Genomic DNA, 23,260 nt, shown 5'->3' with positions numbered 1-23,260 from the left:
CACCACAGATCGTCAACTAAAGTTGACAAACATGAAGCGACTCCTGTTGATATGCGGCGCGCTCGCAGGACCCCTGTTCGTCCTCGCGTTTTTGATTGAGGGCGCGACTCGCGACAGCTACAACCCGATGCGGCATGCGGTCAGCTCGCTGGCGAACGGGCCCTTCGGCTGGACCCAGACGGTCAACTTCCTCGTCACGGGCGTGCTTGTGACGATGGCCGCATTCGGCTGGCGGATCGCCCTGAAACCCGGCAAACGAGGTTCCGTCTTCGGGCCGCTCTTCGTCGGCCTCTGGGGCATCGGGCTCATCGGGGCTGGCGTGTTCGAGGCCGATCCAGTCAGCGGCTATCCCCCGGGCACGCCGCCAATGCCCGATCCGATGACCACAGCAGGAACCCTGCACGACCTGTTCTCGCTCTTGGGCTTTCTCTCGGTTCCTTTGGCTTGCTGGGTGCTAACGCGACGGTTCGCCAAGGCTGGGCAGAAGGGCTGGGCGCTTTACTCCGTCCTGAGTGGAGCGCTGTTCCTCACCCTGTTCTTCGTGTGCAGCGTAGGCTTCACCCAAGCCAAAGGTCTCGTGGACGTCGCCGGGCTTATCCAGCGAATCACCGTCACGATCGGCTTCACGTGGATAACAGCCGTGTCGCTACTCCTGCTACGTCGCGAACCTCCGGCCGGCGCCAGCGTGCGCGAGGTCCGCCAGCCTGTCCTTGCTGGCCGCTGACGTCGCCTTTCCCGCGCCTTTGCTCTGCACCTATAGAGGCGAAGATCCCGCGCATAAAACTGCCCCTATCGGTGCAGAGCAAAGCGACGCGGTGCACACACCCCGACCTGCGCACACGGAACTCCCGAAGGCGACGCATGGAACGCATAAAACTGCCCCTATCGGTGCAGAGCAAAGCAACGCGGCGCACACACTCCGACCTGCGCACACGGAACTCCCGAAGATGGCGCACGGAACGCATAAAACCGCCCCTATGGGTGCAGAGCAAAGCAACGCAGCGCACACACCCCGACCCGCGCACACGGAACTCCCGAAGATGGCGCACGGAACGCATAAAACTGCCCCTATCGGTGCAGAGCAAAGCGGCACGCAAGCACACGCCAAGGGAATCGCCGCGCGACAGGGAAGGCCAGGGGACAATGACGGCCATGGGACTGACGCTGGGGCAGGCGAAAAAGCTGTGGTCGGAGCTGCGGATCGCGGTCGATGACGGTCTGTCGCAGACGGAATTCCGCCGCATTGAGGGAGGGCTGAAGTTCTCGTTCAACGCCGACCATCGCGTGCTGCTGGCCAGTGGACTTCCGCGCGGCGGGAGGTGGCCTGACTGGCGGGGCGCGGAGCCTGAAGAACTCAAGCAACGGCTAGCCGAACCGGTCGAAGGTGTGCTGTTTGACGTTGAGGAGAACGGATTCTGGCACCGCTCGTGGGGGCGCCGACCCGCGGAACTGAAAGAGGCGCTGCGCCTGGCTAAGTCGAAGGTGCAGAGCGCGCCGTTGCTAGTACCCATATATGGTCATAGATATAGCCCGGCGTTGCCGCAGCCGAACCTGCCGGTTTTTTCGGTGGTGCAAACGGATGTGATCGTCTACGGCAGCACGATCGAAGAATATCTAAGGCGTGAGTTTGGCTCCGAAGACATGGAAGCCAAACTCACGCCTGCGGACAGGGTGCCGTTCTGGAGCGATCTAGTTGCCGTTGAAGAGCACTGATCCGCAGCAGCAGAACAGGGCGATCAGCAGGAACGCGCCCGAGATGATGAGCGAGGCCACTAGTCCCGGGAACTTCTGCGGCTCAAAACCGATGGCGCCCTTGATGAAGTTGATGACGGGCGCCGAGTAGTAAACCGTCGGCACGACTTGAGTGTTGTCGACGGTGATCGTCGCCTCGCCGAACTTCCACAGGTACTGAATGAAGATGGTGATCTGGTGAATCCCGGCGGGTGCCGGAAGAACGTTCTCACCCCAGGCGAGCCTGACTTCGTGGCCATTGATGACCGCACGAGGCGCGAACATCGCCAGGGTGAACGCGAGCCAGTGGTACTTGGTGGTGATGCGCAGCTGGCCGCTCTGAGGAGTAGTCATGGTGATGGATCATAGATTGTCAGAGTATGGCGTACACAGTCGTGGCTTGTGCTACCAACGCATCGCCAGCCGTCATCGTGATCTCGGCGAAGGCCAGGCTGCGGCCAAGCTTCGTCAGACGGGACGTCACCAGGACATCCTTGCCGATAACGGGCCGCTGAAAGGTCGTCGACAGTTGCACTGTCGTCATCGGACCGAAGCCACCCTTGGCCGAGCTGATGGCGATCACGGTCGCCGTGTCAGCCGCCGCCATGAGCGCTTGCCCCGACATCGCGCCGCCTTCGCGGGCGAGCTTGTCCGACCAAGGCAACCGCAGGGTCGCGAAGTCGGGCCCGGCTTCCTCAACGGTCAGCCCAAGTTCCTGCACCCAGGGCGCGAAGTTAGCGGCGAGGATCGCGTCACCGTCGAAGTCAGCACCGCCCGCGACCGAGGGGATGACTTGCACTTCGGCGTTGGCCGCCACCTCAGTCTCCTGACCAGAAAGCACGCGGCAGTCCTCTCCATCGACATAAACGTTGACGTAACGGCGCAGCTCGCCCTGCTCATCACGGATCCGCCGGCCGAGCCGGGGCCAGCGGGAATCCACCTCATCGAGCACGGCACGCAAAGTGCCGTGAGCGTCAACGGTGACCCGGGAGGCTCCGTCCACTTCGGACCGGAGCGCTCCTGGGATGAGAACCGTTGTCATAGCGTGATCGCCCGGACGCACAGGACGTCAGGCAGGTGCGAGGCGACGAGGGACCAGCTCTCCCCTTCGTCGGCACTGGCGAAGACTTCCCCGGTGCGGGCGCCGAAGTAGACGCCGGCCGGAGATCCGTTATCGGTGCACATCGCGTCACGCAAAACCGTGGCGTAGAACGGCGCGTGCGGCAGCCCGTGAGATTGCGCCTGCCAGGTCTCGCCCGCGTCTGACGAGCGGAACACCTGGCATTTGTTCTCGACCGGGAACCGGGACGCGTCGGCCACGAGCGGGAAATTCCACAAAGTGTTGCCCTTGCTGGGGTGCGCCACGATCGGGAAGCCGAAATCGCTGGGCAGACCGTCGGCAATGGACACCCACGTTTGGCCATCGTCATCGGAACGGTAGACACCGTGGTGGTTTTGCGCGTAGAGCCGCTCAGGGTTCTCGGCGTCGCGCGCGATCTTGTGCACACACTGGCCATATTCGGGGAAGCGCTCCGGCTCGGGCATGAAGGTGGCCTGGATGCCAACGTTGCCCGGAGCCCAGGTCTGTCCGCCATCGACAGTGCGGTAGACGCCACCGGTCGACATCGCCACGACGACGCGCTGCGCGTCGGCCGGGTGCGGCAGGATCGAGTGGATGGCCTGGCCGCCGAACCCGGCACCCCAGTTGGGCCGGTGCGGGTGATCCCACAGGCTGCGCACCAGCTCATAGCTCACGCCGCCGTTTTCGGACTTGAACAGGGCCGAGGGCTGCGAGCCAGCCCAGACGACTTCAGGAGAGCTAGCGGCTCCAGGGGCGAATGCCCAGACGCGCTCTAGAGACGTTTCCGTTTCTTTCGGGAAGGAGACGGGAGCCTCCTCCGGCTCACGCCACGAGGCCCCAAGGTCATCGCTCACGGCGACGCTCGGGCCGAAGTGGGAGCTTTCGACACTGGCGAGCAGACGTGGCTTAGCGCCGCGGTTGTCGATGCCCACGGCGTAAATCCCGGTCATCGGGAAGTGGGGGACGCTGACTTGCCAGGCGTCTCCCACACGTTCCCGGCGGGCCAGAAATAGGCCCTTAGCGGTACCAATCAGCAGAAGGACGGTCACCGCCACAGTATGCCGGTGACCTACGACACACACCAGCGAGCATGCCAGACTAGGGGCCGTGACCAGGTTCAGATACCCCACTCCGCTGCTGCTGACCGCCTTTCTCGCCCTCTTCGTGGCGATCTTCGCCTTCGGTCCTGATGGCTACTGGTACGTGGCCCTGATCCCCGCGCTAGCGATCTTGTTCTTGCTCCGCGTCGGCACGGACGTCAACTCTGCCGGTTTGCGGGTCAAGTCCCTGTTTGGCAAGGTCGTTGTGCTGTGGCCGGAGGTCGCCGCGCTTACCAGCGATCAGCGGGGCCGTGGCGTCGCGGCTCTCACCAACGGCGGCAAGGTTTCCCTGCTGGCCGTGCGGTCCCGGGACCTCCCCCGGCTCATGAGCGCGAGCGGCATGACGCCCGCCGAGCAACAGCCCAGCTAACGCACCCAGCACACAGATGACCGCGGTCGCCAGGAAGATCTCGCGATATTCCGTGCGCAGCGCGGTTTTCAGCGCCGCCTCGTAGATCGCCATCTGCTTGACGAACTCTGACTCGCTGATGCCGAACGGCAACGGCGTGTTCAGGGTGGCGGTCAGCTCACGGAAACGGTGGAATCCCCACGCTGACAAGGCGGCCACGCCAACGAGCATGCCCATCATGCGGGCGACGACCACCGCCGCTGACGCGATGCCGTGCTGCGCCGAGGGGACGACCCGCAGCACGACCGCTGAAAGCGGGGCGATGACCAAGCCGAGACCTAGCCCGGCGATGACGAGATCGGTGTCGATCCGCGGCAGGCCGGAAAAGTATTGCGCCGCAAGCAGATCCGCCGGCCAGTTCGCGATCAGGAGATAGGCCCCCGCGCTGACAAGCAACCCGAGGACGGTCAGCAACCGCTCGCCTAGGTAGCGAATCAACAGTCCACCAAGGACAGCGCCGATGGGCAGCGCGATAAGGAACCGGACGAGCAGCCACGTCGCGTCGATGGGCGTCATGCCGAGCACGGTCTGCGCGAGCAGCTGAACGTCCACGAGCGTCACCATGAGGGCGGCTCCCGTGGCGAGGCTCGCGGCCAGCGAACCCAGGAACGGAACCATCCTGACGCCGGAGGTGTCCATCAGCTTGGTGCGGGCACGCCACTCCCACAGCACAAACAGCAGCAGGGCAAACGCTCCGCCGCCAAGCAGGGGCAGGCCCCACGACGGGAGGACGGCATTCTCCGGATCGGGGTTGTAGAGCCCGCCAACGAACAGTCCTAACGCGATGGCCAGCAGCAGACCACCAATGACATCAACCTTTTCCCGCCGCTCGGCCACCAAGGCACGGGGCAGAGCGACCCAGACCGCGATCGCGCAGACAGCCGCGAGCGGAACGTTGAGCCAGAAGATCCCCCGCCACCCGATCCACACCGCGACCGCGGCACCGAACAGCGGCCCGAGCACGGCACCGAGCTCCTGCGCCGCACCGACCCAGCCGAGGGCCGGAGCACGGCGCTCGGCCGAGAACACGTCGGCGACGAGCGCCATGGTGACCGGAAGCAGCGCACCGCCGGCGAGACCTTGCAGCGCACGGCCGCCCACGAGCACGCCAAGGTCCGTCGCCATCGCGGTGATCACCGAACCCGCGGCGAACCCGGCCAGGCAGGCGATGATGACGGCACGGCGGCCGTAGCGGTCAGACAGCCGCCCGAGCAGGGGCATGCCAGCGATGTACCCGAGCAGGTACCCCGTGATGATCGGGGTAGCCCGCTCCAGGTGGTTGACCGGAATATCGAGATCGGTAATGACTTCGATCAGCAGGGAGACCAGCACATAGGCGTCGAGCGCTCCTAAGAGGACAGCCAGCCCACCCGCTCCGATGGTGAGCCTAGGGCGCACTGATGGTCACCGGGACGTCGTAGTTGGAGAAGGTCACCGTGATCGTGCCGCCCGGGGATCCAGGGATCTTGAACGCGGCCTTGGCGATCTTCTTGGTGTCCTTGTCGAGCCAGACTTCCGCCGTGACTCCGGCGGCCTTGGTCGGGATGACGGCCGCCATCGCGGTCGTGTCCGGCTCGAAGGTCACCTTGTACGTGTCCTTGCCGTCAACCTTTTCCAGCCCGGCTGTCTGCGGGTTCTTGGCTGTGCGCAGCAGCTTGGCGGCACCCCGCTGGGGGTCGAGGATCGCTGACGGGTCGTAGACGCTCGCCGCGAAGGCCAGTGGCAACGGCGTGAAGCCGCCCGTCGCGCCCTTGATGTAGGCGGTCTGGCCGACGATCACGAACTCGGCCTCGACCTTGACCCCACTCTGCGTGATGGTGGCCTTACCTTTAGCGTTTCCTTCTCGTGTCAGGTCGCCTTCAGCCTTGCTGACCGTTAGTCCGTCGATGGTCCCGTCAACGGTGAGCGTGAAGTGAGCACTCTTGACGTCACTCATCGCCTTGTCGCCCTCGGCCATGAGCGTCGCACCCGCAGGCAGCTCACTAGGCGCGGGAGATTCGTTCTTCTTGGTGCAACCGCTCAGGGCGACCGCGAATATCGAAAGCGCGGCTAGCGCGCGGAGGGTTCGTGACATACAGGCGATGCTAGTTAGCCCGTGCACGGATCAATAGCCGTCCCTGACCACGTTCAGTAACGATTCACCTTGGGCGAACCGGCGCAACTGGTCGCCAACGAGACGGTAGGACCGGGGGATGAAGCCCTTCACCGATCCGGCGACATGCGGGGTGAGCAGGACGTTAGACATGGTCCACAAAGGATGCCCGGCCGGCAGCGGTTCCGGATCGGTGACGTCGAGCGCCGCGAAGATCCGCCCCGTCGCGAGTTCCTTGGTCATCGCCGCCGTGTCGGCAACTGGACCGCGAGCCGCGTTCACGAACAGCGCACCGTCCTTGAGCGAGGCGAAGAACCCCGCGTCGGCGAGCCCACGGGTCTCGGGCGTCAACGGAACGATCATCACGACGACGTCGGCCTGCGGCAGAAGCCGGGGCAGCTCATCGATGCCATGCACGCCGTCACGAGCCGTGCGGGCCACATAGGTCAGCTCAACCTCAAACGGCTCCAGCCGGCGCGCGATCGCGGAACCGATCGAGCCAGCCCCGACGATGAGCACGCTCTTGCCCGCTAATTCGTCGGTCGGCGCCGCTTCGGCGTAAGCCCACCGGCCAGCCGCCTGGGCCTGAGCGAAAAAGTCAAAGCGCCGCAACGATCCGAGGATCGCCCCGACCGTCCACTCCGCTGTGGACGAATCATGCACCCCGCGCGCGTCGCACAATGTCACGCCGTCAGCGAGCTGGCCGATCCACGCGTCAGCTCCGGCCGACAGAAGCTGGACCACCTTGAGATTCGGCATCGACGCCGCCAGTCCCACGACATCGCCCTGGCCCAGAAACGGCGGCGCCCAGAACTCAACCGCCTCTGGATCACCGGGCAACGCCGCGTCGCCTCGGGGCAGGAGGCCGATCTCGAACCCCGCCGGGATCGCGCCCATCGTCTTCAGGCCGCTTTCATGAGCTATCCAGACCTTCACGTCCCCTACCGTAGCGGCCGTCATAGACCCGATACGCACCTAGCTCAATCACTTCATAACCGGTCAGCTTCGCCCGGACGGCCCTATCGAAAGACGAATCCGCTGACGCTACGAAAACCTTTGGGTTCGCGTTGGCGACCCGTTGCCAGTGGGGCTCATAGCGGTTGAATCCCTTCCGCAATTCGTCATTCAAGACCCCACAAACCCTTTTCTCGCTGGTACTCAGTGAGCCCCACCCACAAGCCCAATAGTCGCCGTAATACTCCGTGATGCCCCGCTCCTCCAGCACCGCCAGAACCCGTTGCTGTGCTTGGGTCTTCGCCCGGTCGACCGGAGTGATGTGGATCGTGGCCCAGCACATCCCGGCCGCCAGCCCCGCGAGCACGGCGCGTCCCGCGACACGCCGTTGCCACAGTGGCCACAGCACGAACGGCCACGACACCAGCAGCAAGTGCAAATACCTCGCACTCTCGATAGGCGTGTCAGCCGACGCTGGACTGCGCACATAAAGCACCGTGGTCACGACTCCCGCGGCCACCAGCCCACCCCGCACCCAGCCATCGCCGCCAGAACACGAGCGCGTCAGGCCGCTGCGATATCGCGCGATCACGGCCTTTGTGCCCGTGGCAATTCTTCGTACTGCCACCGCGTAAGACTCCATCGTGATCCACATCCGCTGATGCGATCCACATCCCCTGAGACGTGATCCACGGGCGGTTTGATCACGTCCTAATGGATGTGGATCAGCATTGTGGATGTGGATCACGACTAAGCGGCCGCGGGAGCGGGACGCATCGGCGCGGGCGGGGCGCAAGGGGAAGCGGGACAAGGCGGAGCGGGACGCATCGGCGCGGGCGGGACGCAAGGGGAAGCGGGACAAGGCGGAGCGGGACAAGGCGGAGCGGGACAAGGCGGAGCGGGACAAGGCGGAGCGGGACGCATCGGCGCGGGCGGGACGCAAGGGGAAGCGGGACAAGGCGGAGCGGGACAAGGCGAGTAGGAGGGCGGTCAGCACGGTGAGCAGGGCGGCGGTCAGGACAGTGGGGACGAGGGTGAGTTGCCAGGGGTGGCAGACGCCTGGTTCGCAGAGGCCGAGCGCGAGCGGGAGACCGAGCACGGCGCCACCGTGGAAGCGGTCCGTTAAGGGGGCGTCGGTGCCAGCGGACGTGAGGATCTGCAGCACGTGCAGGGAACGGTCTTCTGGTAACGCCACGACGTTGTGCCAGAGCAACGGCAACGCGCCCACGACAACGCCCACGCCGAGCACGGCAAAGCGCCAGCCATAGGAACGGCAGCGCACCAGCAGGAGCAGACCGGCCACCGCCAGACAGGGCAACGTGTTCCAGGAGTTCCACAACATGAGTCCGGCTAGCAGGCCCCAGGCTCCAAAGTGGAGTGCTCTACGCGTACCCCCATAAAGGGTTAAAAGAAAGAGCAGGGCCACGCAGAAGAGCGATTCTGGGTATTGACCTCCGCCAATTAGTTGGTTGCGCAGGACCCGGTCGGCGCCGAGGCTGAGCAGCCCGACGGTGAACACGGCGAACCAAGGTGAGCACAGGCGCTTGACGAGGTGATACATGACAACGAGGAACCCGGCGTAAAGCATCAGCGCGGGCAGCCGCAACACGAACACGGACGGCTCAAAGAGCACGAAGAACGGAGCCGCCACATACGAGTAGATCGCGCCGAGGTAAGACTGACCGTAGAAGAACACCGGAAATGCGCTGCCCTGAGCGATATGCCACGCGGCCAGTCCCGCTGTCGCCTCATCCGTGTTTGGCGCGGGGAAACCCTGTGTGAGCAGCCACAGCCGCAAGGCCATTCCCGCTGCGCCTAACGCTAGCGCGACAAAAGCTGCCACTCACACGTAACGACGCTGCGTGGGGATAGGCTTGGGCGCATGTCTGCGGTGCCGTGGAACCACGCCTCCCGATCAGGGCTCTGCACGATCATGAGAGCTGCCGTTGCTGTTGCGATAGTGTCCCTCGGCCTGACCGCGTGCTCGGCCGGGAATCAGCCGAACGTGGCGGCCACCGCGCCGCCGCCCGTGCCCACTCCTGCCGTCGCCCCGAGTTCGACGCCGTTCGCGGCGACCAAGGACGTCTTGGTCAAGGGGCTAGAAGCGCCATGGGGCATCACCTTCCTGCCTGACGGCAGCGCCCTGGTGACTGAACGCGACAGCCGTAAGGTCATGAAGATCAGCAAAGGCGCTGGGCACGACTCGCCCTACACCGCGACCCAGGTCGATGTGATCGAAGAAGCTGACTCGCATGGCGAGGGCGGCCTGATGGGCATCGCCGCGTCGCCAAATTACGCACAGGACCAGACGCTCTACCTCTACTACACGACGGAATCAGACAACCGGGTCGCGCGTTACAAGGTCGGCGAGAAGCCACAGCCGATCGTGACCGGCATTCCGATTTCGGGCATCCACAATGGAGGGCGCATCGCCTTTGGGCCTGACGGCTTCCTCTATGCGACCACGGGCGACGCCGGAAGCCGCGGTCTGTCCCAGGATCTCAACAGCCTCGGCGGCAAGATCCTGCGCATGACGACCGACGGCAAGCCCGCACCCGGAAACCCTTACAACACTTTGGTTTGGACGTTCGGTCACCGCAACGTGCAAGGCATCGCCTGGGATTCCAAAGGCCGCCTGTGGGCCAGCGAGTTCGGGCAGAACACCTGGGACGAGATCAACCTGATCGAGAAGGGCAAGAACTACGGCTGGCCCGACGTTGAGGGGGCGGCTGGCGACAAGCGGTTCACCGATCCCGTGTTCGCCTTCAAGACCAGTGAATCCTCGTGTTCCGGGGTAGCGGTCTCAGCCGGTGACGTGCTCGCCGTCGCCTGCCTGCGCGGGCAGCGACTCTTCATGATCCAGATGGGCCCGGATGGCCCGGTGACCCAGCCCAACCCGCAACTGGTCAAGGAATACGGCCGGTTGCGTGCCGTCATCGCCGCGCCCGACAAGTCGCTCTGGGTCCTGACCCACAACCAAGACGGCCGCTGCAGCGGCGAGTGCAAGGTCCACCCCGACGATGACCGCATCCTAAGGATCTCTGTCGGGTAATGACACGCACGTTCGGCTGGCGGCAAGCGGGGAAGGCACTGATCTTCGCCGTTGTCGTCATGGCTGGGGCCCTGCTTGGCTTACAGCTGGCAGGGCCCACCGCGGTCGATCTCGGGCCGTTCCGCATGACGTTTAGCTTGCAGCCTTCGTTAGCTGGGGATACGCAAGTCCTGCTGCCGCCGCTCGGGTCGCTGCAACTCGACACCCATGAGGGCCCAGCGCACTTGCAGGTCCGCCTCGATGGGCTCGATCGCACCCGGACCGAAGCTCTCATCAACGATCCCGCCTCTATCCGGCGTGCTTCCCAAGGCGTCGCTGAAGAAGCCCGCGCCGGCATCAACCGGCTCGTGCTGCGGACCGTCGGCGTTGGCGTGCTTGGCGCCATGCTCGCCGCCGCTCTCATGTACCGAAGGACGCGCCCCGTCGCCTGGGCCGGCGGCCTAGCGCTAGCCGTGCTCACGGCAAGTTTGGGATCAGCGGCACTTTCCTTTAACCCCAAGGCTTTGCAAGAGCCCCGCTATGACGGTCTGCTCGCGAACGCTCCCGCCATCGTCGGTGACGCCCAGCGCTTGGCCGACAAATACGACGAGTACGCCGCCCAGCTCGAAAAGATGGTCGTCAACGTCGGCACGCTCTACAACACGGTGTCGAACCTGCCGGTCTACACGCCCGATGACGGCACGATCCGGGTGCTGCACGTGTCGGATCTGCATCTGAACCCGGCCGCCTGGTCGGTGATCCGCTCAGCTGTCGAGCAGTTCCACATCAACGTCGTCGTGGACACCGGTGACATCAACGACTGGGGCACCGAGATGGAGGCCAGCTTCGTCGCCTCGATCGCTTTGCTTGGTGTGCCTTACGTTTACGTGCGCGGCAACCATGACTCGGCAATCACCCAGGCCGCTGTCGCCGCGCAGCCCAACGCGATCGTGCTCGACAATCAGGTCGCAGTCGTGAATGGGCTAACCATTGCTGGCATTGGCGATCCACGGTTCACGCCAGACAAGGGCGGGCCGGCCACCGACGGTTCCGAAGTCAAACTCGCCGGGGAAGCACTGGCCAAGACGATTTCCGGTTATGGAAACAAGGTCGACCTTGCCTTGGTTCACGACCCGGAGTCGGCGCCGCCGCTGGCAGGCCTGGTGCCCACAGTGCTTGCCGGACACGCACATGGACGGTCCGTGACTTCCCTGGAAGGTGACGGCAAGACCACGAGGCTGATGGTGCAAGGGTCAACGGGTGGCGCTGGCCTGCGCGGGCTAGAGCACGACGAACCCAACCCGCTCGCCATGTCGGTGCTGTATTTCGATCCCGCGCACGAACTCGTCGCCTACGACGACATTTCCGTTGGCGGCACAGGTCTGGCGGAGGTGTCCCTCAAGCGTCACATCATCGCCCGGGAACCCCTGCCAAACCCGTCGCCGTCTGCTAGCTGAGGCGCTGAAGCACGAGTTCCCGGACCGTCTTGGCGTCAGCCTGGCCCTTGGTCGTCTTCATGACGGCACCGATGAGAACGCCTGCGGCGGCTTGGTTTCCGCCCCGGATCTTCTCGGCGACCTCCGGGTTGGCGGCGATGGCCTCGTCGATGGCGGCGGTCAGCGCACCGGTGTCCGAGACGACTTCGATGCCACGGGCGGCCATGATGGCGGCCGGGTCACCCTCGCCGTTCAGGACGCCTTCGAGCACCTGCCGGGCCAGCTTGTCGGTGAGCTTGCCACTGTCCACAAGGGACTGAAGCTCAGCGACCTGCTTGGGCGTCGCGCCCACGGCAGCGAGGTCGACACCGGTCTCGTTAGCCTTGCGAGACAGCTCGCCGAGCCACCACTTGCGTGCCGTCTCAGCGTTTGTCCCGGCGGCGATGGTCTGCTCGATCAGCTCGACCGCGCCAGCGTTGAGGATCGACTGCATGTCCAGATCGGACAGTCCCCAGTCTTTCTGGAGCCGTGCCCGGTGCACGCGCGGCAGCTCGGGAAGGGCGGCCTTGAGTTCCTGAACCCAAGCGGCGTCCGGCGCCAGCGGCACGAGGTCGGGCTCGGGGAAGTAGCGGTAGTCGGTCGCGGTCTCCTTGGACCGGCCCGACGTCGTTTCGCCGGTGTCCTCGTGGAAGTGCCGCGTCTCCTGCGTGATGTGGCCGCCACCGGACAAGACGTTGGACTGGCGCACGATCTCGGTGCGGACAGCGCGCTCCACGCTGCGCAGCGAGTTGACGTTCTTCGTCTCGGTGCGCGTGCCCCACTCTTCGCCCGGCAGATTCAGCGAAGTGTTGACGTCACAACGCATTGAGCCCTGCTCCATGCGCACGTCAGAAACGCCCAGCGTGCGGATCACGTCACGCAGTTCGGCGACGTAGGCCTTGGCGACCTCGGGAGCCATGCGTCCCGTTCCGACGACCGGCTTCGTGACGATCTCCACGAGCGGGATGCCGGCGCGGTTGTAGTCCACGAGCGACTCGGTGGCACCGTGAATGCGGCCGGTCGCGCCGCCCACGTGCAGTGTCTTTCCCGTGTCCTCTTCCAGGTGAACGCGCTCGATCTCGACGCGCACGATCTCACCGTTGACGGTCACGTCGAGATAGCCGTCCACACAGAGCGGCTCGTCGTACTGGCTGATTTGATAGTTCTTGGGCATGTCCGGATAGAAGTAGTTCTTCCGGGCAAAGCGGCACCACTGCGCGATGGAGCAATTCAGCGCGAGACCGATCCGGATCGTGGCCTCGATCGCCGCCTTGTTCGCGACCGGCAGGCTGCCGGGCAGGCCAAGACAGACCGGGCAGATCTGTGTGTTCGGGTCGGCACCGAAAACCGTGGGGCAACCGCAGAACATCTTGGTCTGCGTTCCCAGCTCAACGTGGGTCTCCAGGCCGATCACCGGCTCGTAGCGGCCGATGGCGTCGTCGAAGCTCAGCGCAGTGATACTCACGACGACAGCTTAGTAGCGTATTGATCCTCAGTTCCGGTCGGGCCATGCTCATGCCCATGGGTTCGGTTACTTCTCCCCGCGTGATCGGTGAACTGCTGGGCACGGCGCTGCTGGTCTGCTTCAGCGTCAGTGCTTTGTTCGCCACCAGGGACACGCTTGCCACCGCGATCGCGGTGCTCTGCACGACGGTTCTGCTCAGCTGGATCTTCGCCGGGTCCCATTTCAACCCATGGGTGACGATCGCGACCGCCATCAGGGGGACCACCGGCTGGGCGAGTGCCGGCATCATCGTCGCCGCGCAACTCACCGGCGGCATCCTCGGCGGGCTGCTCGTGCTCGGGGTGTTCAGCAACGGGGCGATGCGCGGGCTCGGCACCACCCGTCTGGCGGCCGAGGCGTCAACCGGCACCGGCTTGATCGCGGCATTGCTCGCCGAAACCCTCGTCATCTTCGTGCTCGCGTGCGTCGTCTTCGCACAGGAGAAGTCAAACCTGCTCGGCGTTGGCATGGGCCTGGCCTACGCCGCCGGGACACTCGCCATAAGCGATGTCACCGGCGCGTCCATGAACTTCGCGCGGACCCTCGGGCCCGAAGTCGCGCTGACCTTCGCCGACGGGTTCACCGAGTGGCCCCAGATCTGGGTCTACGCGGTCGCGGGGGTGCTGGGAGCAGCCCTGGCCGGGCTGCTCTACCCGCTGTGGAACGCGTCTAAAGCGCAGGAGGAGTAAGGGTTCCCGCTACCGACTCAACGGCGGCGGCGACCCGGTACATCCTGTCGTCGGCCATCGTGGGAGCCATCACCTGGAACCCGACGGGCAGCCCCTCTGACAGTCCACAAGGGACAGAGATCGCGGGACCACCGTAGAGGTTCGTCGGGATGGTGTACAGGTCAGCGAGGTACATCTGGTACGGGTCGGACGTCCGTGAACCGAGCAGGAAAGCCGTGAACGGCGTCGTCGGCGAGACGAGCACGTCAACCTGCTCGAACGCGGCGGCGAAGTCCCGTGCGATCAGCGTGCGGACCTTTTGCGCCTGGCCGTAGTAGGCGTCGTAGTACCCGCTGGAAAGGGCATATGTCCCAACGATAATCCGGCGCTTGACCTCGTTGCCGAATCCGGCTTCCCGGGTCATCGACATGACGTCTTCGAGGGACCGCTTGCCGTCATCACCCACGCGCAGCCCAAACCGCACACCGTCAAAGCGCGCGAGGTTTGACGAACACTCACTTGGCGCGATCAGGTAGTAGGCCGGGAGGGCGTAGAGGAAGTGCGGCGCGCTGATCTCCACGACCTCGGCACCGAGCTTCGTCAGCGCCTCGACGGTGTCGCGGAACGCTGCCATGACACCAGGTTCGGCACCTTCGCCCGAGAACTCGCGCACCAGACCGATCTTCACACCGGTCAGATCGCCCGTGGCACCAAGCCGCGCGGCGGCGACCACATCGGGAACCGGCTGCGGGATCGAGGTCGAGTCCATCGGGTCGTGCCCAGCGATCACGGTGTGCAGCAGGGCGGTGTCCTTGACGGTCCGCGCGCAGGGCCCGGGAGTGTCCAATGAGGACGAGAAGGCGATGAGCCCGTAACGGGACGTGCCGCCGTAGGTTGGTTTAGCACCAACGGTTCCGGTCACGGCACCCGGCTGGCGGATCGAGCCACCAGTGTCGGTGCCGATCGCGAGCGGCGCCTCATAGGCCGCGAGCGCGGCCGCGCTGCCACCGCCGGAGCCACCCGGGATGCGCGTCAGGTCCCACGGGTTGAACGACGGTCCATAAGCCGAGTATTCAGTGCTCGACCCCATGGCGAACTCGTCCATGTTGGTCTTGCCCACCATGACGAGCCCAGCTTCCCGCATCCGGCTCATGATCGTGGCGTCGTAAGGCGGCTTCCAGCCTTCCAGGATCTTCGATCCCGCGGTGGTCGGCACACCCTTGGTGGCGATGACGTCCTTGACAGCGATCGGCACCCCGGCCAGCGGCCCAAGCTTCTCGCCCTTGTCCAGCTTCGCGTCGACTTCACGGGCGGCCTTGAGCGCGCCCTCCGCGTCAACATGCAGGAACGCGTGCACGCGTCCGTCCACTTCGGAGATCCGGTCCAGGTGCGCCTGAGCGACCTCAACGGCGGACACTTCCCTTGCCGCGATTTTCGCCCCAAGAGCAGCGGCAGTTTCCTTGATCACTGTCCTACTCCTCTTCAGCCAGAATCTGCGGTACGCGGAAGCGGTTCTCAAACGCGTCGGGCGCCCCGGCAAGCGCCTCAGCCGGGGTCAGACTTGGCTTAATCACGTCTTCACGCAGGACATTGACCAGCGGCACCGAGTGCGACATCGGCGGGATATCGTCGGCCACGACCTCGCCAACCCGGGCGACGGCCTGCAGAATCCCGTCCAGCTGCCCCGCGAACAGATCGATTTCAGCGTCCGTGACCGCGAGCCGGGCCAGCCGCGCCAAGTGCGCGACCTCCTCGCGCGAGATAGTTGCCATGAAGACGAAGTCTATCCCCCAACTTGATCATGGCTTCCGCACCCTCTAGATCGCCGGCCGCCGGCGTAGCGTCCCCGTCACCAAACTCGTCTGCTCAAGCCATGCCCCGGACTCAGCACAGATCGCACTCACCACGAACGCGGCATCCTGCTGATCCAGCTCCAGCCGCCGCGGATAGATCGGCTCATAATGCGCGATCCGATTCCGCAAGTGATGGAGCCGTTCCACTCGCTTCCCAATGTCCGACCGTCTTCGCGATACGAGCCCGGGGAAAGCGTGCCGCAATACAGGGGTCCAGAGTGTCTGCTCGAAGGACGACGACAGCATGTATCGCCAGAACCCGAACGTCAGTTCCGAGACGAGAGCGCTCGGCGTAACCGACCGCCGCTGAGCCTGAATGCGTGAAGACGCATCTGCGATGTCTCGATCAGCCTGGGACCGAGAACCCCAATCGGATCATCGAACCATGTTCCGCTGCTGGCCGCGGATGCGTTCCACAACGACATCTGTTCATGGATCGCGTTGCGAAGCAGCACTTCAACACCGTGCAGCAGGCCGTGAAAAGCCGCACTAGCGTCCATGTTCCATTCGTAGAGATCGAATTCCTGGGAAAGACCGGACGTGTCCGCCTCATACCTGCCCATCCGCTCAGGAGAGAGCCGTTGCCTGATCGTGACTAGGTTGATGATTGTTTTTGCCGCCATTTACCCGGTAAGCTCCTTCATGAAAGCCCCGGTAGTCCTCTGCGAAAGCATGACCCGGGGCCTGGTCTTTTTCTGTGCCCCGCAACCGGTTCACCGCGGTGTGAAGGTGCACAGTGGACTGTCTACACAGGACAGTGGGAGTGCAGCAACGCAATCGACTATGTTCTGTGGATAACCCCGTCAGCGGGAGGGCGTGGGGAGCATGGCACCGGGGACGCGGGGGCTGCTGGTGGCTAGCCACTCGGGCAGTTCGGCGGCGGTTAGGGGCTGTGAGTAGAAATAGCCTTGGGCCACATCGCAACCGAGCACGTTGAGCAGACGCCAGGCGCGCTCGTCCTCGACGCCTTCGGCCACGACGCGCAGGCCAAGGGCTCCCGCGAGCTCGATGATGGAGCGGACGATGGCGCGGTCATCTGCGTCTTCGGGCATGCTCAGCACGAAGGAACGGTCGATTTTGACTTCGCTTAGCGGAAGCCGGCGCAGGTGCTGCATCGACGAGTAGCCGGTGCCGAAGTCGTCGAGCGCGATGCCGATGCCGAGCTGGTGCAGTTTCGTCAGCGTGGCAACGACCCGGTGCGGATCGGCCATCAGGGCGCTCTCGGTGATCTCAAGCTGAAGCTGTTGTGGCGCGACGGAGTGGGCACGCAACAGGGATTCAATCAGCTCAACGATTTCGCCCGAGTGCAGATCGCGCACGCTCACGTTGACGGCGACGCGAAGCTTGACGCCGCGAGCCGACCAGATCGCCAGCCGCTCGACAGCCTGCTCCAGGACCCACTTGGTGAGTAGCCGCATCACAGAACTCGGCTCAGCGACTTTAATGATTTCGTCGGGGCCGACCCACCCACGGGACGGGTGGTTCCAGCGGAGCAAGGCTTCGATGCCGACCACGCGGCCGGTGCTGATTTCGATCTGGGGCTGGTAGGCCAGCGCGAGACCGCCACCGTCTGGCGAAGCCAGCGCGGCCCGCAGGTCGCCCAGGAGCAGCAGGCGCTGCGGTGAATTCTGGTCGGCGTCAGCCGAGTAGACAGCGATGCCATCGCCGCTGTGCTTGGCCGAATACATCGCGACGTCGGCACGGCGCAGCAATGTCGCGAAGTCTGAGCCGTGCTCAGGGAAGATGGCGACGCCGATCGAGCCACCGACGTCAAGGGGAAGGCCATCGAGCACAACGGGATTCACGAGCGCCTGCTCGATGCGTTCAGCCAACGCGCGTGCTTGCTCCGGGTGGTCTAGACGCTTGGCGACGATGGCGAACTCATCGCCCCCGAGCCGGGCGACGAGGTCTCCGGGACGGGCCGCGCTCGCGAGCCGGTCTGCCACGGCGACGAGAAGCCGGTCGCCCACCTCGTGACCGAGCGCGTCGTTGACGTTTTTGAAGCGGTCAAGGTCGAGCAGGAGCAACGCGAATCCGCGTGGGTCGCCTTGCACCGCGCGATGCGCGTGATTGGCCGCGACTCCGGCGACTTCCGTGACGAGAGCCTTGCGGTTAGCCAGCCCGGTCAGCGGGTCCACATTGGCCAGATGACGCTGGTGCGCCGTGATGATGGCCAGCTTGCGCACAGCGATTAGCGGAAGCAGGAAAGCGGGGATGAACTCGGGCCGCCGCATCGACAGCATCATCACCGTGGGCGCCAGCATGAGCAGTCCGCCGGTGGTGAGCAGCTCGGCCCCAAACGGACCGCGAACCATGGGCCACCAAGCGACATCGTCTTTGAGCCAGATCGCCACGGCCGTCGTGAGGTACTTGACCAGGAACCACACCAGGGCTGAGGCGACGACGGCGAAAATAATCCGGCGTTCGCCGGGGAGACTCGCTCTGAGCTGCTCAAAGACCAGGTTGGCGAGCGCGAAGGCCAGCGCGTATTGCCCGATGTTGAAGGCGGCGCGCCAAGGGGCGTGGCCAAGGCGCCACGAGGAGAGCACGACCGCGCAGCCTTGGACGATGATCGCTGGCGCGAGGCCGTAGCCCAGCATGATGCCGAACGTGAACGCCACGGACGGGAAGACCGCGGCTGTGTTCCACCGGCCGGGCAGCGTCACCGGGACGGAATCGGCAAGCACGGCAAGTGCCGCGGTCATGAGGAAGCCGACGGTCGAGATGGACACGCCTTGCAACAGGCTGTGTCGCGGGAGGCTGAGGAAGTCGGGGACGGACAGCACGAGGGCTGCCACGATCACGCCCGCGACGTAGACACCAAAGGCGGTCCGACGCTCAGCAGGCACGCGATTGCGCAACATCTGCTGGGCGAGCGACGTGGCCACCATGGAACCCTCCGCATGGGACGGGGAACCTAACGCGGGGCGTGCGTTAGGTCACACTACTGTATGCCCCGATTGCCGACACGACACGTTCCGCGAGGGCGTGTGACTGATATAAGCCATTTTCAGGCATTTCTTTGATTGCTCACCGTGCTCGTTCGGCCACAATGTGCCATACGAACGGCCCCCATCTCGACTCATTGGGAGCGCGTTCATTCTTAAGGCTAAATCTCATGGTCAAACGGCTGAGCCTAGGATGAACGCGGCACTGTCCGCAACGGACAGTCGCGAAGTATCGATGGACAAGTCGCCAACATTGGCTTGGCGCAGCCTTTCGCCCTCACTCGCGGCGGCTATTGCGCCTAGGCGGAGCGCCTCCCCGGGTTGTCCGGCCAAGGTGTCGCCCGGGATCCCGGGGCCAGCGCCCGCGCCCCGCGCCAGGAACCGTTGCGTGAGCGCGGCCTCATCGGCGTCCAGGCGCCACACCGTCAGCGAAGCGCCCATCAGTTCACGGGCGTAGACATCGACCGTTTCCTGACTGTCCGCGGGGCCCACCATGACGAGATGTTCGGCGCCGTAGGACCGGAACGTTCGCCACAACGCCGCCACGTTGCGCGCTCGCAGCCGGTGGTCCGATCCGGCGAAGCCGAGCTGTTCCAGATCGGCGAACGCGCTCAATCCAGCGCTGCGCAGCTTTAGGTAAACAGCGAAGCCGATGGAGGACTTGCCGACCGCCTGCGGACCGCACAGCCACGTCACGGTGCCACCGGCTGGCACCGGGGATGGCTCCGGATAGGACGGTCCGTCGTGCCACTGCGGAGCGGAGATCTGAGCGCAGACCTCGGCGACGGAAAGCCCTGTGGTGTCAACGATTTCCTCGGCAAAGGTGCCCCGGTCCATGACCTCGGCGTCGTCGAGTGCTTGCGCGAGCGATTCGAGCCGCACCCCGCGAGCCTGATACCGCTGCTGTAGTTCCGCGTGCGAAACCGTTAGCCGGCACAGGCGCACCGTGGGCAGCAGCTCGCGTGGGATGCCGTCAACGACATCCACGACACCGGAAACGATGAGACCGCGTGCTCCGGCCGCCGCGTAGTGCGGAAGGATCGCGGCCAGATTGCGGGCCTTCATCGTGTGCAGGCCGGCATTGGAAAACGATGGGGTGTAACACATTCCGAGCTGGTCGATATCGACGTAGGCCACGCCCGGGGTTCGCGTGAACAGCTCCCAGGCGACGGTGGTCTTGCCGATGCCGGACGGTCCGCAAATCCAGAGCACGGGGATCATGCCGGAGAGTGTAATTATGGCCATGCATGCGAGTCCCTCAATTATTTGGCCGTACCAAGGGGAAAGGCAACGTTTCCCGGATCGTTTTACCGGTCAGCAGCATGACGACCCGGTCGACACCGATCCCGAGTCCCCCGCTCGGTGGCATGGCATATTCCAGTGCCTGAAGGAAATCCTCGTCCAGCTCCATGGCTTCCGGATCACCGCCGGCGGCTTTGAGCGACTGGGCGGTCAGGCGGCGGCGCTGTTCGACCGGGTCAACGAGTTCGCTATAGGCCGTGCCCAGTTCGGTGCCGAAGGCGACGAGGTCCCAGCGCTCGGCTAGCCGCGGATCGTCGCGGTGCTCACGGGTCAGTGGCGAGACGTCCGTTGGGAAGTCCTTGTAAAACGTTGGTGCCAGGGTGGAGTGCTCGACGAGCCGTTCGTAGAGTTCGAGGATCAGCTCGCCTTGGCCCCACGTGGGATCAAACGGCACGCTCGCCTTCCCAGCCAGCTTGTGCAACTCGGCGACGGTCGACGACGGCGTTACCTCCTCGCCGAGCGCATGGGAGATGGCTTCGTTGATGGAATAGACCGGCCACTGTCCACCGAGGTCATATTCCACACCGTCGTGCACGAGCGCTTGCGAGCCCGAGGCGGCTTGAGCGGCGTTCTGGATGAGGGTGCGGCACAGGTCCAGCATCGACAGGTAGTCGGCATACGCCTCGTACGCCTCAAGCATCGTGAATTCGGGGTTGTGCTTGAAGGAAACGCCCTCGTTGCGGAAAGTCCGGCCCAGCTCGAAGACCTTCTCCACGCCACCGACGCACAGCCGTTTGAGGTAAAGCTCAGGGGCGATGCGTAAATACAGCCGCATGTCATAGGCGTTGATGTGGGTGATGAAGGGCCGCGCGTTGGCCCCACCGTGCACGGGTTGCAGCATCGGTGTTTCGACTTCGATGTAGTCACGGCTGAACAGAGACTGCCGCAACGAGTAGATGACCGCGCTGCGCGCTTTCAGCGTCGTACGAGCCTCGTCTGAAGTGATCAGATCCAGGTAACGCTGGCGGACTTTGGCTTCCGGGTCGGTCAGCCCGAGATGCTTGTTAGGCAACGGATGCAGGCACTTGGCGGTCAGTTGCCAGGATGTAGCGAAGACGGACAGCTCACCCTTGTCAGAGCGGCCGACCTTGCCGATGACGCCGATGTGGTCGCCCACGTCAGCGTCCAGAGACGGCGCGATGACCTGGATGTCGCCGCTCCAGTCGCGGACCGTCGCGAAGACGATGCCGCCGTGATCGCGAAGCAGCATGACCCGTCCAGCGATCGCGACCTGCTGCCCATCGGCCACTGAACCGATGGTGTGCGTGCGCGGAAACGTCACAGGATACGGGTCGGTCAGACCCTCCAGTTTGGACAGCCGGACACGCACCTGCTCGGGCCGTTTCAATTCAACGGCCGGAGCAGTCAGCAACGACACGGGTTCGCCCGGTGGCGGAGGCGGTGGCGTCAAGTGCCCGCGCTGCCACGGCAGCACCAGGAATCCTTCGGCGATCGCGGCTGCCACGCCGACGGCAGCCAACTCCCGCCGTTCACCAAAGCACAGGAACCGTGGCACCCACTCGGGGTGATACTTGACGTTCGACCGGTACAGCGACTCCAGCTGCCACCAGCGAGAGAAGAACAACAGCAGCCGGCGCCAGGCCCGCAGCACCGGCCCGGCCCCGATCCGGGCGCCGTCCTCGAACACGGAACGGAAGACGGCGAAGTTCAGTGAGATGCGTTCAACGCCAAGGCGTGGCGCCTCGCTCACGAGTTCCGAGACCATGAATTCCATCAAGCCGTTGTCGGCCTTACGATCCCGGCGCATCAGGTCGAGCGAGAGCCCTTTGCGGCCCCACGGCACAAACGACAGGACCGCCGCCGGTTCACCGTCAGCGTGAAGAGCCTCGACGAGCACGCAGTCGCCGTCCCACGGATCGTCCAACCGCGACAGTGCCATGGAGAATCCGCGCTCGTCGTCGGTGTCGCGCCACTTCTCGGCCAGTTCCGCCGCCGCCTTCATCTCCTCTGGTGGCACGGCGGAATGCCGGCGTACGCGAGCGGTATAGCCCAGGCGCTCGATGCGTGTCACAGCCTGCCGCACCGGGCGCATGTCGCGTCCCTCAAGCTGAAAATCACGCACGTGCACGATCGCTTCGTCGCCAAGCTCGATGACCTTCAGCCCGTGCTTGGCATAAGCAGTCGCGCCCTCTTCCGACGCACCCATCACAGCGGGCCGCCAGCCGTATTCACGCGAGTAACGCAGCCACTCGTCAATCGCCGGTCCCCATGCCTCGGGATCGCCGACGGGGTCACCGGACGCGAGACTTACGCCGTTGACGGGACGATAGGTGACACCAGCCTTTCCGTTGGGAGCGAAGGCGACTGACTTGTCGCGGCGCGTCGCGAAATAGCCCAGCGAATCACGCTCGCCGTAGTCGCGCAGCAGTCGCCGGACGTGGACTTCGTCGTCGTTTTGCAGGACAGCGGCTTTTCGTTGCGTACGAAATAGGGTGAAGGAAGCGGCGAGAAGAGAAAGCGCACCGAAGAGCCCGAGCACGAAACTGACCCAGCGATAGCTGTGCGTGCGATCGCCCGTGCGCACGCGCAAGCCACCGAGCACCTTCTCCAGCGTGTAAGGCAGATAGTCGCTGGGAGTCAGCGTGTTCGGGAACCAGCGCACGAGCAGATAGCCCAGGCCAACGGAAATCGCGAGGCCAAGGAGCAAAACCCCGATCGCCTTGGGCAGGCTGGATTTCTGAACCTTCGCGTAGAACTCTTTGCGCGCCAGGATGAGCGCCAGCAGAAAGGCCACGGTGATCACGGTCGAAGAGACGATAAACCCGAGTGGGTACCCTTCGAGCTCCGCCCTGTCCACGACATAGACCGTGAACACGATAATGTCGGCGATCATCTGGAGTCCGAAGTAGATCATCATGATCCACCAGGCCATCTTCTTGCGGCGTGCCGTCGCCGCGGCGAGCAGCCCGACGAAGGCCGCGTAGGCGAGGTTCGCCGGCGCGGGCACGATGACCTCGTCGATGAAGTGGCGAACCGGCTGCTGTCCGTGCCCGAACCGCAACGCCGCCAAGGCACAGAGCACCGCTACTACGGTCAGTAGTACGGCGAAGAATCGGGGCACCTGTCTGCGCCAGCTCACGCCGAACACTCC

19 protein-coding genes and 1 pseudogene are annotated in these 23,260 nt (G+C 64.6%); 6 read left to right on the top strand and 14 right to left on the bottom strand.

Features of this window, described 5'->3' with window-relative positions; genetic code table 11:
- Positions 1-31 precede the first annotated feature (31 nt).
- Positions 32-724 (top strand): DUF998 domain-containing protein, encoded by a 693-nt coding sequence (locus tag A3E1_RS0123760; RefSeq protein WP_020523286.1) that lies wholly within the window; start codon positions 32-34, stop codon positions 722-724.
- Positions 725-1,152: 428 nt separating this feature from the next.
- Positions 1,153-1,713, top strand: coding sequence for a hypothetical protein (locus tag A3E1_RS0123755; RefSeq protein WP_157631708.1), 561 nt, complete (start codon positions 1,153-1,155; stop codon positions 1,711-1,713).
- Here the strand turns inward: A3E1_RS0123755 and A3E1_RS0123750 are convergent.
- From A3E1_RS0123750 to A3E1_RS0123740, 3 genes are read right to left on the bottom strand one after another with little or no spacing between them, the layout of a single operon-like run.
- Complete coding sequence (locus A3E1_RS0123750) at positions 1,690-2,085, bottom strand: hypothetical protein (protein WP_020523284.1); 396 nt, start codon at positions 2,083-2,085, stop codon at positions 1,690-1,692. The genes A3E1_RS0123755 and A3E1_RS0123750 overlap by 24 nt on opposite strands.
- 19 nt (positions 2,086-2,104) lie before the next feature.
- Complete coding sequence (locus A3E1_RS48510) at positions 2,105-2,773, bottom strand: hotdog domain-containing protein (RefSeq protein WP_020523283.1); 669 nt, start codon at positions 2,771-2,773, stop codon at positions 2,105-2,107.
- Positions 2,770-3,861 (bottom strand): WD40/YVTN/BNR-like repeat-containing protein, encoded by a 1,092-nt coding sequence (locus A3E1_RS0123740; protein WP_026208766.1) that lies wholly within the window; start codon positions 3,859-3,861, stop codon positions 2,770-2,772. Before A3E1_RS0123740 ends, A3E1_RS48510 begins: the two co-directional genes overlap by 4 nt.
- A gap of 58 nt (positions 3,862-3,919) precedes the next feature.
- On the opposite strand from A3E1_RS0123740, the gene A3E1_RS49205 reads away from it, so the two are divergent.
- Positions 3,920-4,282, top strand: a complete 363-nt coding sequence (locus tag A3E1_RS49205) for a PH domain-containing protein (RefSeq protein WP_407637385.1) — start codon at positions 3,920-3,922, stop codon at positions 4,280-4,282.
- A 210-nt stretch (positions 4,283-4,492) separates the two neighbouring features.
- On the opposite strand, the pseudogene A3E1_RS41765 reads toward A3E1_RS49205, so the two are convergent.
- The 4 genes and pseudogenes from A3E1_RS41765 to A3E1_RS45030 all read right to left on the bottom strand — a co-directional run.
- Positions 4,493-5,719 (bottom strand): annotated as a pseudogene (locus A3E1_RS41765) (MFS transporter); the annotation flags it as partial.
- Positions 5,709-6,395, bottom strand: coding sequence for an LppX_LprAFG lipoprotein (locus A3E1_RS0123730; protein ID WP_020523280.1), 687 nt, complete (start codon positions 6,393-6,395; stop codon positions 5,709-5,711). The gene A3E1_RS0123730 and the pseudogene A3E1_RS41765, both read right to left, overlap by 11 nt.
- A 30-nt stretch (positions 6,396-6,425) precedes the next feature.
- Positions 6,426-7,349 carry a 2-hydroxyacid dehydrogenase gene (locus tag A3E1_RS0123725; RefSeq protein ID WP_026208764.1) on the bottom strand — a complete coding sequence of 308 codons (924 nt, stop codon included), beginning with the start codon at positions 7,347-7,349 and terminating at the stop codon, positions 6,426-6,428.
- Entirely contained in the window at positions 7,327-9,210 is a 1,884-nt protein-coding gene (locus A3E1_RS45030; protein ID WP_157631707.1) for an ArnT family glycosyltransferase, read from the bottom strand. The genes A3E1_RS0123725 and A3E1_RS45030 overlap by 23 nt, the downstream gene beginning before the upstream one ends.
- A 39-nt stretch (positions 9,211-9,249) precedes the next feature.
- On the opposite strand from A3E1_RS45030, the gene A3E1_RS0123715 reads away from it, so the two are divergent.
- Together A3E1_RS0123715 and A3E1_RS41755 are read left to right on the top strand one after the other, a co-directional pair.
- Positions 9,250-10,419, top strand: coding sequence for a PQQ-dependent sugar dehydrogenase (locus tag A3E1_RS0123715; protein ID WP_026208763.1), 1,170 nt, complete (start codon positions 9,250-9,252; stop codon positions 10,417-10,419).
- Positions 10,419-11,855: a metallophosphoesterase family protein gene (locus A3E1_RS41755; protein ID WP_020523276.1), complete on the top strand. Its 1,437-nt coding sequence runs from the start codon at positions 10,419-10,421 to the stop codon at positions 11,853-11,855. The genes A3E1_RS0123715 and A3E1_RS41755 overlap by 1 nt, the downstream gene beginning before the upstream one ends.
- On the opposite strand, the gene gatB is transcribed toward A3E1_RS41755, so the two are convergent.
- On the bottom strand, positions 11,848-13,338 hold the full coding sequence (gene gatB / locus A3E1_RS0123705) for an Asp-tRNA(Asn)/Glu-tRNA(Gln) amidotransferase subunit GatB (RefSeq protein ID WP_020523275.1): 1,491 nt from the start codon (positions 13,336-13,338) through the stop codon (positions 11,848-11,850). The genes A3E1_RS41755 and gatB overlap by 8 nt on opposite strands.
- Positions 13,339-13,394: 56 nt before the next feature.
- On the opposite strand from gatB, the gene A3E1_RS45025 reads away from it, so the two are divergent.
- Positions 13,395-14,066: an aquaporin gene (locus A3E1_RS45025; protein WP_157631706.1), complete on the top strand. Its 672-nt coding sequence runs from the start codon at positions 13,395-13,397 to the stop codon at positions 14,064-14,066.
- On the opposite strand, the gene gatA is transcribed toward A3E1_RS45025, so the two are convergent.
- The 6 genes from gatA to lysX form a co-directional block, all read right to left on the bottom strand.
- Entirely contained in the window at positions 14,047-15,513 is a 1,467-nt protein-coding gene (gene gatA / locus A3E1_RS0123695) for an Asp-tRNA(Asn)/Glu-tRNA(Gln) amidotransferase subunit GatA (RefSeq protein ID WP_020523273.1), read from the bottom strand. The genes A3E1_RS45025 and gatA overlap by 20 nt on opposite strands.
- 4 nt (positions 15,514-15,517) lie before the next feature.
- Positions 15,518-15,817, bottom strand: a complete 300-nt coding sequence (gene gatC / locus A3E1_RS0123690; RefSeq protein ID WP_020523272.1) for an Asp-tRNA(Asn)/Glu-tRNA(Gln) amidotransferase subunit GatC — start codon at positions 15,815-15,817, stop codon at positions 15,518-15,520.
- Positions 15,818-16,164: 347 nt separating this feature from the next.
- A complete protein-coding gene (locus A3E1_RS41745) occupies positions 16,165-16,521 on the bottom strand; it encodes a hypothetical protein (RefSeq protein WP_026208762.1) in 357 nt (118 codons plus the stop codon).
- A gap of 180 nt (positions 16,522-16,701) precedes the next feature.
- Positions 16,702-18,789, bottom strand: coding sequence for a putative bifunctional diguanylate cyclase/phosphodiesterase (locus A3E1_RS41740; RefSeq protein WP_020523270.1), 2,088 nt, complete (start codon positions 18,787-18,789; stop codon positions 16,702-16,704).
- Between the two features lie 231 nt (positions 18,790-19,020).
- The gene (locus tag A3E1_RS0123670; RefSeq protein WP_020523269.1) at positions 19,021-20,067 is read right to left on the bottom strand and encodes a hypothetical protein; all 1,047 of its coding nucleotides are present in this window, start codon (positions 20,065-20,067) and stop codon (positions 19,021-19,023) included.
- Positions 20,068-20,104: 37 nt separating this feature from the next.
- On the bottom strand, positions 20,105-23,248 hold the full coding sequence (gene lysX / locus A3E1_RS0123665) for a bifunctional lysylphosphatidylglycerol synthetase/lysine--tRNA ligase LysX (protein ID WP_245571345.1): 3,144 nt from the start codon (positions 23,246-23,248) through the stop codon (positions 20,105-20,107).
- Positions 23,249-23,260: the final 12 nt, after the last annotated feature.

The sequence above is a fragment of the Catelliglobosispora koreensis DSM 44566 genome, assembly GCF_000379685.1.
In the GTDB taxonomy this organism is placed as follows: domain Bacteria; phylum Actinomycetota; class Actinomycetes; order Mycobacteriales; family Micromonosporaceae; genus Catelliglobosispora; species Catelliglobosispora koreensis.
The sequence above is the reverse complement of the archived record's forward strand: the minus strand, read 5'-3'. Positions and strand labels throughout refer to the sequence as shown.